Annotated in this window: 11 protein-coding genes and 1 CRISPR repeat array; of the genes, 3 read left to right on the forward strand and 8 right to left on the reverse strand. The window is 66.7% G+C overall.

The features are described 5' to 3' along the window. Window positions 1–43 precede the first annotated feature (43 nt). The 3 genes from RQP53_RS09555 (at window position 44) to RQP53_RS09565 (ending at window position 5,656) form a co-directional block, all read left to right on the forward strand. On the forward strand, window positions 44–4,147 hold the full coding sequence (locus RQP53_RS09555; protein ID WP_315650075.1) for a YhdP family protein: 4,104 nt from the start codon (window positions 44–46) through the stop codon (window positions 4,145–4,147). 30 nt (window positions 4,148–4,177) lie between these two features. Beyond that, window positions 4,178–5,008, forward strand: coding sequence for a carbon-nitrogen hydrolase family protein (locus RQP53_RS09560; RefSeq protein ID WP_315650076.1), 831 nt, complete (start codon window positions 4,178–4,180; stop codon window positions 5,006–5,008). A gap of 78 nt (window positions 5,009–5,086) precedes the next feature. Continuing rightward, on the forward strand, window positions 5,087–5,656 hold the full coding sequence (locus RQP53_RS09565; RefSeq protein WP_315650077.1) for a hypothetical protein: 570 nt from the start codon (window positions 5,087–5,089) through the stop codon (window positions 5,654–5,656). Here the strand turns inward: RQP53_RS09565 and RQP53_RS09570 are convergent. From RQP53_RS09570 to cas7e, 8 genes are all read right to left on the reverse strand, one after another. Continuing rightward, on the reverse strand, window positions 5,650–6,303 hold the full coding sequence (locus RQP53_RS09570) for a DUF2306 domain-containing protein (protein WP_315650078.1): 654 nt from the start codon (window positions 6,301–6,303) through the stop codon (window positions 5,650–5,652). The genes RQP53_RS09565 and RQP53_RS09570 overlap by 7 nt on opposite strands. Window positions 6,304–6,443: 140 nt before the next feature. Continuing rightward, the gene (locus tag RQP53_RS09575) at window positions 6,444–7,499 is read right to left on the reverse strand and encodes a glycoside hydrolase family 5 protein (protein ID WP_315650079.1); all 1,056 of its coding nucleotides are present in this window, start codon (window positions 7,497–7,499) and stop codon (window positions 6,444–6,446) included. Continuing rightward, a complete protein-coding gene (locus RQP53_RS09580; protein WP_315650080.1) occupies window positions 7,496–8,764 on the reverse strand; it encodes a cytochrome-c peroxidase in 1,269 nt (422 codons plus the stop codon). Before RQP53_RS09580 ends, RQP53_RS09575 begins: the two co-directional genes overlap by 4 nt. A 175-nt stretch (window positions 8,765–8,939) precedes the next feature. Next, a CRISPR array of direct repeats spans window positions 8,940–13,791; the repeat unit is 29 nt; unit sequence CGGTTCATCCCCACGCACGTGGGGAACGC. A gap of 83 nt (window positions 13,792–13,874) precedes the next feature. Continuing rightward, complete coding sequence (gene cas2e / locus RQP53_RS09585) at window positions 13,875–14,174, reverse strand: type I-E CRISPR-associated endoribonuclease Cas2e (RefSeq protein WP_315650081.1); 300 nt, start codon at window positions 14,172–14,174, stop codon at window positions 13,875–13,877. After that, window positions 14,155–15,069 carry a type I-E CRISPR-associated endonuclease Cas1e gene (gene cas1e, locus RQP53_RS09590; RefSeq protein WP_315650352.1) on the reverse strand — a complete coding sequence of 305 codons (915 nt, stop codon included), beginning with the start codon at window positions 15,067–15,069 and terminating at the stop codon, window positions 14,155–14,157. The genes cas2e and cas1e overlap by 20 nt, the downstream gene beginning before the upstream one ends. A gap of 86 nt (window positions 15,070–15,155) precedes the next feature. After that, on the reverse strand, window positions 15,156–15,854 hold the full coding sequence (gene cas6e, locus RQP53_RS09595; RefSeq protein ID WP_315650082.1) for a type I-E CRISPR-associated protein Cas6/Cse3/CasE: 699 nt from the start codon (window positions 15,852–15,854) through the stop codon (window positions 15,156–15,158). Further along, a complete protein-coding gene (gene cas5e, locus RQP53_RS09600) occupies window positions 15,854–16,624 on the reverse strand; it encodes a type I-E CRISPR-associated protein Cas5/CasD (protein ID WP_315650083.1) in 771 nt (256 codons plus the stop codon). The genes cas6e and cas5e overlap by 1 nt, the downstream gene beginning before the upstream one ends. Before the next feature lie 5 nt (window positions 16,625–16,629). Continuing rightward, on the reverse strand, window positions 16,630–17,691 hold the full coding sequence (gene cas7e / locus RQP53_RS09605; RefSeq protein ID WP_315650084.1) for a type I-E CRISPR-associated protein Cas7/Cse4/CasC: 1,062 nt from the start codon (window positions 17,689–17,691) through the stop codon (window positions 16,630–16,632). Between the last annotated feature and the right edge of the window lie 3 nt (window positions 17,692–17,694).

Genomic DNA, 17,694 nt, shown 5'->3' on the forward strand with positions numbered 1-17,694 from the left:
GCTCATTTTCCTGACTGACGCGGCAGCGTCTTCCTTCTTCTCCATGTCCTTCATCGCCTCGATTTCCGCTGCATGCCACCACCCGGCCCGATGGCTGCGGCGCGGCTTGCGCTGGGCGCTGTGGCTGGTGTTGCTGGCCTGGGGGCTGGTGATTGCCGCCTGGCTGGCCTTGCACTGGGCGATTCTGCCGCACATCAATGACTGGCGCCCGGCGCTGGAACAACAGGCCTCCAAGGCGCTGGGTCTGCAGCTGAGCATTGGCCAGATCGAGCTCAGATCGGGTGGCTGGATGCCGGCGCTGGACCTGCGCGACCTGCGCCTGGCCGATGACCGTGGCCGCATCGTGCTGCGGCTGCCGCGGGTGGCGGCGGCGCTGTCGGCGCGCTCGCTGCTGACGTTGGAACTGCGTTTCGAGCAGCTGTTGATCGAAGGCCCCGAGCTGGAGGTACGGCGCGACAAGCAGGGCCGCATTTTCGTGGCCGGCCTCAGCGTCGACGAGGAGGCCGAGCGCGCCGACAGCGGCGCCGAGCTGGCCGACTGGTTCTTCACCCAGCATGAATTCGTCATCCGCCACGGCCGGGTGCGCTGGATCGACGAGGGCCGGAAAGCCGCGCCGCTGGAGCTGGCCGATCTGGACCTGGTGATGCGCAACGGCCTGCGCCGCCACCAGCTGCGCCTGGATGCCACGCCGCCGCAAGCCTGGGGCCAGCGCTTTGGCCTGCGCGGCGACTTCACCCAGCCGCTGCTGCAGCGTGCCGGCGATCTGGCGCAGTGGAGCGGCCAGCTCTATGCCGATCTGCCACGCGCCGATGTGCGCGAGCTGCGCCGCTATGTCGATCTGCCCTTCGAGCTCAGCGAAGGCGATGGCGCGCTGCGCGGCTGGGCCGAGATCCGCCAGGGCCAGGCGCAGGCGCTGACGCTGGACATGGGGCTGCGTGCGGTCAAGCTGCGGCTGTCGAACAAGGTCGAGCCCGTGCAGCTGAACCAGGTCGGCGGCCGCCTGAGCCTGTTGCGCGACCGCCAAGGCCTGAAGTTTGCCGCCAGCCAGCTGGGCTTCGAGCTCGATGGTGGCTTGAGCTGGCCGCGCAGCGACTGGAGCCTGGTGCTGCAGCAGACGCTGCCGGCCGCGCGCGGCGCGTCGGCACCGGGCCTGGGTCTGGAGGGCGCGCCGATCAGTGGCGGCGAGTTGGGCATTGCCAAGCTGGACCTGGCGCTGCTGGGCCGCATCGCCGGCAAACTGCCGCTCGGGCCCGAGCTGCATCATTGGTTCGGCACGCTGGCGCCGGTGGGCCAGCTGGAGGGTTTCGCGGCCAGCTGGACGGGCAGCCTGGCCGCGCCGCAGGGCTACCGTGTCAAGGGCCGTCTGGCCGACTTTGCGCTGCAGCCGGGCGAGGCGCCGGCCAACGGTGGTGCCGGCCGGCCCGGCTTCAACCAGGCTGAGCTGCGTTTCGAGGCCAGCGAGCGCGGCGGCCAGGCGCTGCTGAAGATCACCGACGGGGCCGTCGTCTTCCCAGGCGTGTTCGAACAGCCGGTGCTGGCGATGAAGCAGTTCGCCGCCAATCTGAACTGGCGCATCGACCCGCGCGAAGGCCTGCCGCCGATGATCGAGCTGCGGGTCGGCGATGTGCAGCTGGCCAACGAGGATTTGCGCGGCGAGCTGGAGGCCGTCTGGCGCACCGGGCCGGGCCAGGGTGTGGGCCATGGCGGGCGCCTGCCGGGATCGCTCGATCTCAGCGGCCGGCTGGCCGAGGGCAAGGCGGCCAGCGTCGTCCACTACCTGCCGCTGGCCGTCGGTGCGCAGGCGCGCAGCTATGTGCGCCAGGCCGTGCTTGCCGGTACGGCGCGCGATGTGGTGTTCCGGGTGCGCGGCGATCTCGACGAATTCCCCTTTGACAAGCGCAGCAGCGCCGGCCAGTTCCGCATCGCCACCAAGGCCGAGGATGTGCAGCTGGCCTATGTGCCCGGCCAGGCCGCCCAAGGCGATCAACCGGCTCAGCCCTCGGCCTGGCCGCTGATGGACAAGCTCAATGCCGAGCTGGTGTTTGATCGCGGCAGCATGAGCATCAGGAACGGCCGCACCCAGGTGCTGGGCTATGAACTGAGCAATGTGCATGGCGGCATCAAGGACCTGATGCACAACCAGGTGCTGGAGATTGAAGGCCAGGGCCGCGGCGCGATGAGCGATCTGCTGCGCTTTGTGCGCAGCTCGCCGGTTGACGAATGGACCGGCCAGGCCCTGCACCAGGCCACGGCCACCGGCAGCGCCGGGCTCAAGCTGGCGCTGCAGCTGCCCTTGAACGACATCAATCACAGCACGGTCAAGGGCTCGGTGCAGTTGCTCGGCAACGATGTGCGGCTGCGCCCCGATGTGCCGCTGCTGGCCGGCGCCCGGGCGCGCATCGACTTCGACCGCAAGGGCATGAGCCTGCAGGCCGGCACAGCCCGCGTGCTCGGCGGCGATGCCAGCTTCGAGGGCGGCAGCCAGAAGGATGGCAGCCTGCGCTTCAGCGGCCAGGGCGTGGTCGGTGCTGAATCACTGCGCCGCGCCACCGAACTCGGTGGCCTGGCCCGCTTGGGCAGCGCGATGAATGGCCAGGCCGCCTACCGGCTGCAGCTGGGTTTCAAGGACGGCCAGAGCGAGATCGCCATCAGCAGCACGCTGCAGGGCATGGCACTGGACCTGCCGGCGCCGCTGAAGAAAGACGCCGACACGCCGCTGTCGCTGCGCTACCAGACCCAGCTGACGGCCGACAGCACGATGGGCCGGCCGCGCGACGAACTGCGCCTGGAGCTGGGCAACACGGTGCAGGCCCACTATCTGCGCGACCTGTCCGGCGAGCAGCCGCGCGTCTTGCGCGGCTCGCTGGCGCTGGAAGACAGCCTGGCGCCGTTGCCGGCAAGTGGCGTGCAGCTGCAGGCCAATCTGGGTGCCGTCAATCTCGATCAATGGCAGCAGGCGGCCCAGCGTCTGCTGGGCAGCGGCCATGTCGAGAGCATCGAGGGCGCCGGCTACACGCCCACGCAGCTGACGCTGCGGGTGCAGCAGCTGCTGGTCAGCGGCCGGCCGCTGAGCAAGCTCACCGCCGGCATATCGCGGTTGCCCGAGGTCGGCGCCTGGCGGGCCAATCTCGATGCCGAGCAGCTGAGCGGTTACGTTGAATACCGCGCCGCCCGCCCGGCCCAGCCGGGGCGTGTCTATGCCCGTTTGGCGCGGCTGGCGCTGCCCAAGAGCGAGGCCGAGTCCGTCACCCAGCTGATGGACAAGCAACCCGGCAGCGTGCCGGCGCTGGACATCGTCGTCGACGACTTCGAGCTGCGCGGCAAGAAGCTCGGCCGGCTCGAGGTGGAGGCGCAGAACAATGCCTTGACCCGCGACTGGGCCCTGACCCGGCTGCTGCTCAAGCACCCCGATGCCCAGCTCAGCGCCAACGGCCAGTGGCTGTTCGACCCGGCCAGCGCGCAGCGTCGCACGGTGCTGGATTGGAAGCTCGATGTCGCCGATGCCGGCCGGCTGCTGGAGCGCTTGGGTCAGGGTCAGGTCTTGCGCGGTGGCAAGGGGCTGCTGGCCGGCCAGCTGGCCTGGCAGGGCTCGCCGCTGAGCCTGGACTACGGCAGCCTGTCCGGCCAGCTCAATGTGGCGCTGGACGCCGGCCAGTTCCTCAAGGCCGAGCCCGGCGCGGCGCGGCTGCTGGGCGTGCTCAGCCTGCAATCGCTGCCGCGGCGCTTTCTGCTCGATTTCCGCGATGTCTTCTCCGATGGCTTTGCCTTTGACGGCTTTGGCGGCGATGTGAAGATTGAACGCGGCGTGGCCAGCAGCAGCAATCTGCGCATGAAGGGCGTGCAGGCCATCGTGCTGATGGACGGCCGCGCCGACCTGGCCGCCGAAACCCAGGACCTGCGCGTGCTGGTGGTGCCCGATGTGAATGCCGGCGGCGCCTCGCTGGCCTATGCGGCGATCAACCCGGCCATCGGCCTGGGCACCTTCCTGGCCCAGCTGATCCTGCGCAAGCCCATGGCCGCCGCGGGCACCAGCGAATTCCATGTCACCGGCAGCTGGGAAGATCCCAAGGTCGACAAGGTCGAGCATCGGCCGGTGGAGGCTGCGCCGCCTGCAGCCAGTGCCGCCAGTGCGGCCAGCCAGCCCTGAACACACGAAACCCTCGCAAGGAGCGTTGCCATGAAGATCGCCGCCGTTCAGATGGTGTCCAGCCCCGATGTGGCTGAGAACCTCGCCCGTGCCCGCCACTGGATGGCCGAGGCCGCGGCGCAGGGCGCCAAGCTGGTCGCCCTGCCCGAGTATTTCTGCCTGATGGGCCTGGCCGACAACGACAAGCTCAAGATCGCCGAAGACTTCGGCGCTGCCGCCGCACCGATTCAGCGCCTGCTGGCCGAGACGGCGCGCGAGCTGGGTGTCTGGCTGATCGGCGGTACGCTGCCGATTCGCGCCGCCACGCCGGACCATGTGCGCAACGCCTGTTGTGTGTACAACCCGCAGGGCGAGCTGGCGGCGCGCTACGACAAGCTGCACCTGTTCCGTTTCGACAACGGCCGCGAGCACTACGACGAAGGCCGCGTGCTCGAGCAGGGCGATGTGCCGGTGACGGTGGACGTCACGGCCGAGGGGCGCAGCTGGCGGGTCGGCCTCTCGGTCTGCTACGACCTGCGCTTCCCCGAGCTGTATCGCGCGATGAGCTTCACGCCGGGCCAGCCGCCCTGTGATCTGATCGCCGTGCCCGCCGCCTTCACCCACACCACCGGCGAGGCGCATTGGGAACTGCTGCTGCGCGCCCGGGCGGTCGAGAACCAGGCCTATGTGATCGCACCGGCCCAGGGCGGCCTGCATGCCAACGGCCGCCGCACCTGGGGCCACAGCCTGGTCATCGACCCCTGGGGCCAGGTGCTCGCCTGTCATGCCGAAGGCGAGGGCCTGGCCATCGCAGAGATCGACGCCGAACGCCTGGCCGCGGTGCGCAGCCAGCTGCCGGCGCTGCAGCACAGACGCCTTTGATTCCTGCGCCTTTTTGACTCATTGCGGCAGCGGCCGCCGGCCTAGACTGCGCCGAGCAGAGTCGACAGGAGCGCGGTGATGAAATGCGGTGTGAGCAGGGGGCTGAAGGCCGCTGGCCTGGCGGCGCTGACGGCGGCGGCGCTGCTCGGCGGCTGCGGCACGCCCAGCGAACCCGCCCAGCTGATGCTGCCGGCCGGCGATGCCTTGCAACTGCGTGCCTGGATTCCCGAGGCGCTCAAGGGCAATGTTGCCGTGGCACCGGTCAATGGTGGCGCAGCCACCGGCAAGTGGTGGGGCTCCAAGATCGCCAACGAAGCCATGCAGGCCGCGCTGGAAGACTCCTTGCGCAGCACCGGCATGCTGGCCCAGCGCCCGGCACAGGCCCGCTACAAGCTGGAGCTGACGCTGGCCGAGCTGGAGCAGCCCTGGGTGGGCCTGGACATCAAGGTGGCGGCCACGCTGGACTGGCGCTTGAGCGATCAGCGCAGCGGCGAGACGCTCTACCAGCGCCGCCTGCGCAGCCTGCACACCACCGATTTCGGCCAGGCCATGCTGGACCAGAACGAGCGCACCCGCATCGCCAACGAGGCGGTGGTGAGGAAGGCGATCAACACGGTGCTGCGCGAGCTGATTGAGCTGCGTTACTGAGTGGCGCGTGCCGTGGCTGCGGCGCTCAGGCCTGAGCCGCGCCGCTGCGAGCTTTGACGCCGCAACAGCGCTTCGGCCAGCAGCGCATTGGGCACCCAGCACAACCAGGCGATGGCCGGGTACGCCAGGCTGAACGGAATGCCGCCAATCTGCGACAAGGGAATCAGCACGCGCAGGCTCACGGCGGCCAGCGTCAGCGCGAAATTGCGCAGCATCCAGCGCCGATGCGAACTGATGTCGCGGGCGCGCGCGGCGCTGTAGGCTTGCCAGCCGGTGTAGAGCCAGGCCAGCGCCAGCAGCGCGAAACCGCTGCGCGCCCAGAAGCCACCATAGGCATGGGCGGCCATGTACAGCCCGGCCAATCCACCCAGGCCTATGCCCACGCCGAGGTAAGTCCTGCCCAGCCAGCGGTGCAGCCGCGGGCGTGCCGCGCGCAGCCGGGCAGAGAACTGCAGCGGCCCGAGCAGCAGCGCCAGCGACGAGGCGAACACATGGGTGTAGATGCCCAGCCAGTTGTGCTCGAAGTTGGCACGCATGGTCGGGTTCATCATCGCCCCCAGCGGCAGCACGCCATAGACATAGACGGTGTAGGCGACGACGGCGAGGCAGAGGAAAACCAACAGGCAATGGCGCAAGGTACGAAGCATGGCGAGCAGCGAATCCGCAGCGTTGAGAAGGACGGCTCAATCGGCCGCATGCTGCGTCAACGCGGCGCGGCGATTGTTGCGCGCGCGGCGTGATTGGCCCATATGCCAAAAGTTCTGCTGCGCGCTGCGCGCCTGCCAGTTCAGCGCGGGCCCATCAGGGCATCGAGCAACCGGGCCCTGAATGCCTTGGCTTTTGGGTCATAGACGCCGAAGTCAGCGGCCATTTCCCAGTAGGCCCAGCTCATGCCGCGGGCCTCGGCGGCGTCGCGCATGGCGCGGGTGAAGGCCACGCGCGAGGCCTCGTCGGCCAGGCCGATGGCGCCAAACTCACCCAGATAGACCGGCAGGCCGCGCGCGGCGGCCCAGGCCTGCGCAGCGGCCAGCGGCGCGTCCAGCTCGGCGCGCTGGGCCTGGTCGCAGCAGTGCAGGCCCAGGGGCAGCGGCGGCTGTATCCAGGCGGCGCCCTGATGGGTGAAATTGAAGGGCGCGTAGTTGTGCACGGTGACGATCAGATTTCGATCCGGCGGCAGCTTGAGCAGCGGTAGATCGCTGGCGTTGTTCCAGTGCGTAGGGCCGATGATCACCGGCCGCGTCGGATGGCTCCGCCGCACGATGGCCAGTGCCTGTTCAGCCAGCCGGTTCCAGGGCTCGCCATTGAGCCGCCCATGCGGTTCGTTGTAGAGCTCCAGCAGCAGCCGAGGGCCATGGTGTGCAAAGCGCGGCGCAATCTGCGCCCACAGCTGCAGAAAGCGGGCGTCGACCTCGGCCTCGGGCACAGCCAGATCGCCCTCGTCCAGCGCGTCGCCATCGAGTTGGCGGTAGTGGTGCATGTTGAGCACCACGGTGAAGCCCTGGGCCAGCAGCGCGTCCACCGCCGACGACACCCGCGCCATGAAGGCCGGCTCGATGGCATAAGGCGCCGTCGCCGCCGCGTGATTGCTCCAGCGCACCGGCAGCCGCACCGAGCGGAAACCCGCCGCCCAGGCCTTGGCGATGAACTCATCGCTGAGCGACAAGCCCCAGGCCCCCTCGCGTGGGGCGTCCAGCATATTGCCGAAGTTGACGCCGCGGCCGAGAGCGCTGGCGCTGGCCACGGTGCTCGGCGAGGCAGCCGGCGGCGCGGCCGTGGCGCTGTCAGGCAGCCAGCTGCCCAGTGCCAGTGCGGCGGCCGTCAGGCAGCGAAGCGCCAGGCTCAATCGCAGCTGGGCCCGGGGGGGCTGCCCGGTACATAGCCATCGCTGAGCGTCTCCAGAAAGCATTGCAGATCCTTCAGTTGCTGGGCATTCATCGGCGGGGTGGCGCCGCCGCCGAAGGGCGCTTGTTGGCTGACGTTGCCGCGCAGGGCGAGCGGCAGATCGTTGTACAGATCGGGCTGGCCGGCGCGCTGCGGGTACCAGCGCTGCGGCGCATTGTCGCGGCTGTTGTAGAAGTCCAGCACCTGGGCGAGGCTGGTGAATACCCCGTTGTGGAAGAAGACCGGCCGCTTGGCGCTGTTGCGCACCGTCGGCGTGCGAAACAGGCCGCACCAGTCCTGGTGCTTGACGCCGCTGCGCACAGGGCCGCAGAGGCCCAGGTCGAAATAGCTGGGATCGGCGTTGTCGTGCAGCGCCGAATTGCGCGGCACCCCCAGCGCGGCATAGCCGAAGTTGGTGAAAAGCGCCTTCGGCGCCACGCCCTCGGGCATGGCATGACAGCCGATGCAATTGCCCTGCTGCGGCGAGATGAAGACCGACAGCCCGCGCTGCTCGGCCGGCGTTGCCAGGCCCTTGTTGGCCAGCAACCAGTCGTAGCGGCTGCTGTAAGGGTGGAACTGTGGATCTTCGAGCTGGAAGGCCATCAGCGCGTCGGTCGCCTCCTTGATCCAGGCCTCATCGCTGCCGGTGGGGCCGGCCGTGAAGCGCTGCGCGTAGCGGGTCTGGCGCAGCCGAGCGGCCAGCTCCGCCGGACTGGCGTTGGCCATTTCGCGCGGATTCAGAAAGGGCAACCGGGCCTGCTGCGCCAGCGTGTCGACGCGGCCATCGGCCATCAGGCCGCCGCTCACATTGGCCGGATTGCCGTCGCCGGCAAAGAAGGCCGGCAGTTGCTGCAGATAGCGCAGCGACGGCGTGGCGCGTGTGCCCACCCGCTCCATCGCCGCACCACCTGGCTGCACCGGGAACGCATTCGGCGGGCCATGAAAGGCGGCCGGATCATGGCAGCTGGCGCAGGACTGCTGGCCCGAGGCGCTGAGCGTCTTGTCCACATAGACCAGGGCGCCAAGCTGGGCCAGGGCGCTCAGCGGTGGCGATGGAGGCGTACTTGGCGTTGGCGTCGAAGCCGCTGGCGAGGCCGGATCGACGGCCGCTGCTGCCGAGCCTCCACCACCGCTGCCACCACCACAGCCAGTCAGCGCCAGCAGGGCCGACGCCAGCAAGGGCACCAGCGCGGCCCCCAGACCCGTATTCCCTCGAAGCGGCACCATGCGCCCTCCCGTTTGAGTATTGCGAGCCCAGTAATTTGTCGGTTAATGCGATGGCCACGCAGTGGTCGTGGAGTATGCAAGCGCGACGTGGGGGCGGCAAGTACAAGGAGGTTACGGGCGCTACGGACGCGCCTGTGGAATGCTTGTTGCTATGTGATTCCATCGGGCCCAAGTCCGGTTCATCCTCACGCACGCGGGGAACGCCAGCGTGGCAGCTAATCGCTATGCGCGCATATTGGTTCATCCTCACGCACGCGGGGAACGCACAGCCGGCGCCTTGTCCGCGTCACCATGACACGGTTCATCCCCACGCACGTGGGGAACGCACCATGCCCACCACCGCCCAAGTTCGCCAAGCCGGTTCATCCCCACGCACGTGGGGAACGCTCTTGCGGAGCAGGGCGAAGACCTCGAAGAGTTCGGTTCATCCCCACGCACGTGGGGAACGCCGGCGGGCGGCGATCAGGGCATCGTCTGCGATCGGTTCATCCCCACGCACGTGGGGAACGCACCAGCGTCGGCCACTCCTCATTCGCCCCGGGCGGTTCATCCCCACGCACGTGGGGAACGCTGATGGCAAACGATGGACAGAAAGAAGACAGCCGGTTCATCCCCACGCACGTGGGGAACGCGCTCGAGTACGAGTTTCGCTGCTGACATCAGGCGGTTCATCCTCACGCACGTGGGGAACGCTCCGCCAGGCTATCGCCACGCAGGAAGCCGATCGGTTCATCCCCACGCACGTGGGGAACGCAAGCGGCTGCGCAAGCACTTCAAGGATGCGCACGGTTCATCCCCACGCACGTGGGGAACGCGACTCGGCGGTGATGGCGCGCTGCTTGTCCAGCGGTTCATCCCCACGCACGTGGGGAACGCTGCGGTGCTGTTTGGCAGCCCGGCAAAAGGTTCGGTTCATCCCCACGCACGTGGGGAACGCCGGGCCTGCGCTTACAGAGCGCGGGTAATCCACGGTTCATCCCCACGCACGTGGGGAACGCAGCGCTGAAGACGTAGGGGAAGGCCTCCGTGCCGGTTCATCCCCACGCACGTGGGGAACGCCTGTCCGTCGCGTCGAGCAGCTGCGCGTCGAGCGGTTCATCCCCACGCACGTGGGGAACGCGTGCTTTCGAGCGCAGATGCCACGGTCAAGGCCGGTTCATCCCCACGCACATGGGGAACGCAACTCGACGGCCGGCGCCTTCAGTTCCTTGCGCGGTTCATCCCCACGCACGTGGGGAACGCGGTGTGGCCCAGCCCGGAAGCTGCGGCAGTTCCGGTTCATCCCCACGCACGTGGGGAACGCTTGCGGTACACCTCAGCGCCTGAGCCTGAAGCCGGTTCATCCCCACGCACGTGGGGAACGCTAGCCCTCGAAGGACGTAGCGCACTGCCACGGCGGTTCATCCCCACGCACGTGGGGAACGCTCGTGTATTGACCATGGCTCTGGCATCAGATCCGGTTCATCCCCACGCACGTGGGGAACGCACTGTCATGGATTGGCTGGAGCAAGACGAAGACGGTTCATCCCCACGCACGTGGGGAACGCGGTCTGGGCGAGGTGCTACCGGTCACTGACTCCGGTTCATCCCCACGCACGTGGGGAACGCAAAGGCCACACAGCCGGGGTGTCGGGCTGATGCGGTTCATCCCCACGCACGTGGGGAACGCCAACAGGTTTAGGTCGCGGTCTACCGTGGAGCCGGTTCATCCCCACGCACGTGGGGAACGCGCGGCGGGGGATTGGGCCGTGTTCGCGAGTAGCGGTTCATCCCCACGCACGTGGGGAACGCGGCTGACCCCTTCATTCAAAACACATCTGGAGCGGTTCATCCCCACGCACGTGGGGAACGCCAACGAAATGCTCGGCCTGGACAGCGGGAAAGGCGGTTCATCCCCACGCACGTGGGGAACGCTGCTCCGTGTGAGTGTGTGGATCTGCATCTAGCGGTTCATCCCCACGCACGTGGGGAACGCCCGAGGCTGGAGGCCAAGCCGGTCACGCGCGCCGGTTCATCCCCACGCACGTGGGGAACGCACCGTAACAGCAGCGCCGCTTCGATCATGGATCGGTTCATCCCCACGCACGTGGGGAACGCCCGACCAGGCCGAACAGGAATGCGAAGGCCAGCGGTTCATCCCCACGCACGTGGGGAACGCGGCGTCCATCCCCGCCAAATCAGCGGCATTGGCGGTTCATCCCCACGCACGTGGGGAACGCCCAGCCTGTGTCTGCTCAGTTGTCAAGGAATCCGGTTCATCCCCACGCACGTGGGGAACGCCGCCCGGCGCGCCCCGTTGTTCAGGCGGCAGCCGGTTCATCCCCACGCACGTGGGGAACGCACCAGAGGCCCCTCGATGCTCTCGGCGGTCGCCGGTTCATCCCCACGCACGTGGGGAACGCATTCGCAAAGCCCTGAACGACGCCGGCTACTACGGTTCATCCCCACGCACGTGGGGAACGCGGGAAAGACTAGCTCACCGTCAATAAGCCGGCCGGTTCATCCCCACGCACGTGGGGAACGCCTCGACACGTAGCGCATGCTTGCCGGTTTTGACGGTTCATCCCCACGCACGTGGGGAACGCCAGCAAGAGGAAACCGAATGGCATCGCGTTGTCGGTTCATCCCCACGCACGTGGGGAACGCCTGTTTGAGACTGGCCACAAGGCAGAGCCTCGCGGTTCATCCCCACGCACGTGGGGAACGCGCCGAGCATAAACGCCGATTAGAGCCTAGGGGCGGTTCATCCCCACGCACGTGGGGAACGCTAGCAGAATCACCCCGAAGATTTCGCGCGATTCGGTTCATCCCCACGCACGTGGGGAACGCGAGGGCAAGCCCGACATTCCGCTCGGCACGGACGGTTCATCCCCACGCACGTGGGGAACGCGGAAGGCTTGCCAGCCCAAGTCAGCGTTTCGTCGGTTCATCCCCACGCACGTGGGGAACGCTAATGGGTGAGCACCCAGCACCAGTCACGGAACGGTTCATCCCCACGCACGTGGGGAACGCCTGCGTCTGATCCTCTAGCAGTTCGCTAGATGCGGTTCATCCCCACGCACGTGGGGAACGCTGGCTGATCTTCTGCGTCAAGTTGTTGGGGAGCGGTTCATCCCCACGCACGTGGGGAACGCGGAAGCGCTGGAGGCTGGTCCGACTGAAGGGCCGGTTCATCCCCACGCACGTGGGGAACGCATCAGTAGGTTTCCTCAAGTTCCCATGACACGCGGTTCATCCCCACGCACGTGGGGAACGCTCATCTGCTCGATGAAATCAGCGTCATCAAGGCGGTTCATCCCCACGCACGTGGGGAACGCTCGTTCCCGACTGGCCCCGGCATCACCATTGGCGGTTCATCCCCACGCACGTGGGGAACGCCAGTACCTGTCCGGTCTCGCACCGTTCACCGGCGGTTCATCCCCACGCACGTGGGGAACGCGTGGTATCCCCAGGTTTTTGGATCCATATGAACGGTTCATCCCCACGCACGTGGGGAACGCGGGTAGCCCTGCTGCTTGGCAAACTGGTATTCCGGTTCATCCCCACGCACGTGGGGAACGCCGCATCTTCCTTGTCCTGCTCAGGCGTCAGCGCGGTTCATCCCCACGCACGTGGGGAACGCATGCCAGGCATCTGCATGATGACAACCTGAGGCGGTTCATCCCCACGCACGTGGGGAACGCTTAGATCAAACCGCGACCGGCTTGCATCAGGGCGGTTCATCCCCACGCACGTGGGGAACGCACCAGTGCTTCTAGGTCAATCATTCCTTGCTCCGGTTCATCCCCACGCACGTGGGGAACGCGCCGGCCCCGAATTGGCGCGACGGCACGGTGTCGGTTCATCCCCACGCACGTGGGGAACGCCCACTCGGGCTTAACTTTGTTCAAAGGCTGGGCGGTTCATCCCCACGCACGTGGGGAACGCCCCTCGCGGGTAGTTGGCAGGGCAAGGCTCAGCGGTTCATCCCCACGCACGTGGGGAACGCCAGTTCGTGATGACCAAACCGTCGGCGGTCTGCGGTTCATCCCCACGCACGTGGGGAACGCCATGATTGACCCGCAGCGCTGGGCTAACAAGTTCGGTTCATCCCCACGCACGTGGGGAACGCCTCTCCACGCGCCGGGCCGTGGCCAAGTAGTGCGGTTCATCCCCACGCACGTGGGGAACGCTGCGCGAAAAGCTAATTCGTCGGCACCGCCGTCGGTTCATCCCCACGCACGTGGGGAACGCGTGATCCCTCACGCCGGCGACCTGGTCAAGTTCGGTTCATCCCCACGCACGTGGGGAACGCCATTTCCCACGGCTGCAAGCGCACGCCGACCACGGTTCATCCCCACGCACGTGGGGAACGCCTGCACGTAGGTGCCAAAGATGATGAACCGGGCGGTTCATCCCCACGCACGTGGGGAACGCAGCACCAGCTGTTTCACATCGCCGCCAATGGCCGGTTCATCCCCACGCACGTGGGGAACGCAACTGGCAATGGCTGCGGCACTGTGCTGCACGCGGTTCATCCCCACGCACGTGGGGAACGCCTTCTCGATCTGTCAAAGGATCATCGCCATGGCGGTTCATCCCCACGCACGTGGGGAACGCTTTGCAGCGACGGCGCAGCTGTAGCGCTCTGCCGGTTCATCCCCACGCACGTGGGGAACGCTGGCAGCACCGCACCGGCGAGCCCCTTGGCCCCTGGTTCATCCCCACGCACGTGGGGAACGCTCGGCATCAGGTATCTGCGGAAACCTGACCGTCGGTTCATCCCCACGCACGTGGGGAACGCAAAAACCTGCTACCGCTGATCGCGGTGTTCGTCGGTTCATCCCCACGCACGTGGGGAACGCACATAGCCAGCCGGCACATTCTGATCGTTAGTCGGTTCATCCCCACGCACGTGGGGAACGCGTTTCGCGCTCGGAATGCGCACCGCTGAGCGACGGTTCATCCCCACGCACGTGGGGAACGCATCTGAATGACCATCTTTGCGGTGGCAAATTTCGGTTCATCCCCACGCACGTGGGGAACGCACCAACTCTATCTCGTTAATTTGAAAGGCTTTTTTTCGATCGGAAGAAGCTACCGATCAAAAAAGCCAAACTGCTGCGGCTTGTTAAAGAACGTCGTCCTGCCCTCGTGATGGCAAGAACTGCACCAGTTGTACGCCGTCAAAGTCTGCTGGCAAGCGGCGATTCATACCGGCTGTGAGGAACTCATACCCGGCCTCTGCCTTGCTCCGCCAGATGAGCACCGCGTTGCCCTCGTCCAGCCCATCTTCTACCTGCGCCCAAATCTGTTCGCGGACGCGCCGGCCGTAGTTGCCGACATAAACGCCGGCGCGCACTTCCAGCAGCCAGATGGCCAGACGGCCGCGCAGCCGTGGCGGGGCATTTTCAAGCACGATGACCAGCATCGCCCAGGCTCGTCGGGTTGGGGAGTGCAGGGCCGACGGCATCTGCGGGCGCTTCGGGGCGCGGGATCTCGCCAGCAGCCAAGATGTCTTCGATGTCGGGGATGATGCGGTCTAGCAGGCGGGTTTGCCGGAACATGTCACGGCAGGCGAGGCGGACGGCGCGCTCAGGATTGCCGGGCGGATTTGAGGCGGCGATCTTGAAGGCGACCGGCACCACCGTCTCGAACTTGTAGACATCGGCAATGTCATACACGAAGGAGAGTGGCTTGCCGGTATGGATGAAGCCCACCGCCGGCGCATAACCAGCCGCCAGCACGGCCGCTTCAGTCACCCCGTAGAGACACGACGTTGCGGACGACAGGCAGCGGTTGGCGATGTCGGCAGACTCCCAATCCTGCGCGTCATAGTCTCGTGCCTTCCACTCAACGCCGTATTGGCGGGCCAGCAGCTGATAGCTGCGCCGCACGCGCGCGCCTTCGATGCCGCGCAATTGCTCCACGCTGCGCCGCGCCGGAGGTTCTTCACCGAAGCGCAGCGCGTACATTTTTCGTACGACCTTGAGCCGCAGATTTTCGTCCAACGCCAGTTGAGCCTGGTAGAGCAGACGGTCAGAGCGCGCACCACCAGGCTGGCCGGACGCGTACAGGCGCACGCCCGCCTCCCCCACCCAAACCAGCAAGGTGCCTACGCGGGCTGCCAGCGCTGCAGCGCGATGCGAAAGCCGTGTGCCCGGCTCCAGCATGATGCAGGCTACCCCGCCGACCGGGATCTGCGTGCGTATGCCGGTGGCGTCTACCACCACGAAAGCACCATCGATGACGTCGATCTCGCCGCGCTCGATGAAGAGCACGGAGATGCGCTCCTTCATCGGCAACGGTTTGAGGGGCGGCAGCATGGCACTCAAGGCGCTTGTTCTCCGGCACCAATGCTTGGGCCGCTAAGTGCCAAGGGCCCACTCTCTGAACTTCGGCGCCCCATCGATCAGCCCAAGCGCCGAATCAGGAGCAAGCCGCAGCCGAAGGCCTTGGCGCTGCCGATGCCGGTGCGCAGCGCCTGGCCGAACGCTGGTGCATCCGTGACTCTCAGGATGCCCGAGATGTCCACCGTGCTGAATCCAAGGCTGTCGTCTGCTCGCTCGCGATGTTGTTGGTAGGCCTCCACCTGTACCGAATCGCGCTGCAGCTCGAAGCCCAACGCCGAGCCGCGTCGCTCCAGCCAATGGCTGCAGGCTTCCTGCACCAGCGCTTGTTGATCCGGGCGATCCGCTGTGGTCCATTCAGACCAGTGCTGCAAGCCCCGCTCTGTGAGCAGGCGCTTCTTGGCTTCCATCACCACATCGTGGCGCTTGGACTTGCCGTCGCGTCCATGTCGCACCGTGGGGTTGGCTCGCAGCTCGAAGCTGAAGACATCGCCAGCATGCACATCCGGGGCGTACTCGCGGGTCTGCACATGCCAAGCGCCGCCCAGGGCTTCGGGCGGTCGCGCTGATACGGCATAGAAACGTGGCAAGCCCGCAGCATCATGGCGGCGGAAGAGAAAGTCTCGCCTGGTTCCGGTGGGAGCGGCGAACCAGCGCCAGAGCCACTGGTGGTCGGCATACGGGCCCTGCAAGCGCTGTTGCAAGGCCTCGTGAACGCGCCCTTCAGCGGGCGTGATCAGGCTGAAGTACATCGCTTGCATCAAGGCTCCTCCGTCGCGATCAGGGCGATACGTTCCTCGCGGTCGCCGAATTGCCAGCCTTGGCGGCGTATCAACCGGTCTTTGCGCTGGGTGCTGAGATCCATAGGCGCGCCGGCTTCGATGTGTGCGTCAAAGGCAAGGCTGTGCAGCGCCGGTAGGGGCTCCAGCGGTAGGCTACCGCCTTGGTCGGCGGCAGCCAGGCGCGCCGCCTCGTAGCGCTCTGCATAGACACTGAAGGCGTCGCGCGCTGATTCGGCCGCCAGCACCTGCGGCCAAAGCGGGGCGGCTGGCGCGCAACTCTTACGGCCCAGATAGAGGGTGAACTGCGGTGCGCGCAATGCACTGGCAAGCTGCGGCAAGCTGTAGCGTGCTGGCCGGCCCTCGCGCGCCTGCAGCGCGACCAGCTGCGCCGCGTTCTGGCGGTAGTCGCGGGTCGAAAGAATGGTGCTCAGCTCGCGCTTGGGCACAGCCATTTCTTGGCGGCGAGTCGCCTGCGGGCGGCCCTTGAGTGCAGGGCGGGGAGGCACTTGCGCTGTGTGATAGTCGCGCAGCAGGCTGCCGGTGCTGAGCAGGCCGACGCAGTAGCCGAAGCCGTCGCGCAGGTCCGCATGTGCCGCCTCGTCGCTGCGCTCAAGCCCCAACGCAGCGCCCAACAAGCCAATCAGCGCAGACTGCCCCGGGTGCGTGGCGCTGCCGCGAAACTCACCCACTGCGGGCTCGCCCCAGGACGAAAGCGGCGCCTGTAGTTGGAACACGAGATAGTCGTGCATGGTGCTCACTCCGCCACAAAGGCCACCAGCCCAGCCAGCGTGCCCTGGGCGCTGTCGACATCCAGCTCGTAGCGGCTGTCGGCGCAGGCGCCATAAACGGCGTCAAAGTTGTCGCGTCGAGTGTTCAGTGCGGCGACTGCCTTCTCAAAAATGTCTTGCCCGTCGAAGGGCTTGATAGGTTTCAAGAAGGCTTGTGCCAACGTGCGAGGTTGCTGGCTGCCCTTCTCTGCCAAGACATGCCCGGCATAGGCACGAGAGGCAAAGCTGTTTTGCATGCCGGTGGGCGACACCTTGGTTACGGCGTGCACCAGTGCTTCCAAGGCTTTGGCTGCGAGCGCTGCGTCGCCGCTCAGATTCTTCAACAGCAGCTCACGGTCGATGCAGATGTAGAGGTAGAACAGCCCGGCGCCGTAGCCTCGCTCGCCGATGTGAGCGGCGCCCGTGTCTTCGCGCCTGTTCAGGTCATCGACAGCGCTGAAGTAGTCATCCTCCACAGCGGCGCGATGCACGGTAATGGCGTGCGCCACTTGCACCGCTGCCTCTACGTTGAACTCAGCAGAGTCTGCCAACATGCGGCCAAACATCGCGATGTCAACGGCATGCCGCGGCTGGCTCAGTAGTTTCAGCTCAGCTTCGGTGGGCGCATCCTTGCGGGCAACCAGCGTGGCGACCAGCGCCTGGATGGCGGCTTCCTCCTCGGGGCTGAAATGGGCCAGCTGTTCAATTTCCAGGTCGGCGTCATTCTCGGTCTTCTTGTCTGACTTCAGCTTGCCGAACTGCTTGGCGATCTCCTTGGCCCATTCGCGCGCAGTCTTGTCGGGAATGCCGCCTTCCTTCAACGCTGCAAACACTTGCTTGCCCTTCAGCTTGGTGCGCGTACCTAGATGTCCGCCCAGCGTCGATTCAAACGTCTCTGAGCACCGCCAGGCGCGCTTCAGGCTTTGCGAAGAGATGCGCAGGCGGTTGGCATCGCCGACGAGCGCGGTCTTGGGGCGGCCCGTGTCGTCACGGTTGAGGTTGGAGGGTGGGTAGCTGGTCAGCAAATGCAGTTGAACGAAGCGGCTCATTGA

The sequence above is a fragment of the Roseateles aquae genome (genome assembly GCF_032337115.1).
In the GTDB taxonomy this organism is placed as follows: domain Bacteria; phylum Pseudomonadota; class Gammaproteobacteria; order Burkholderiales; family Burkholderiaceae_C; genus Roseateles_C; species Roseateles_C aquae.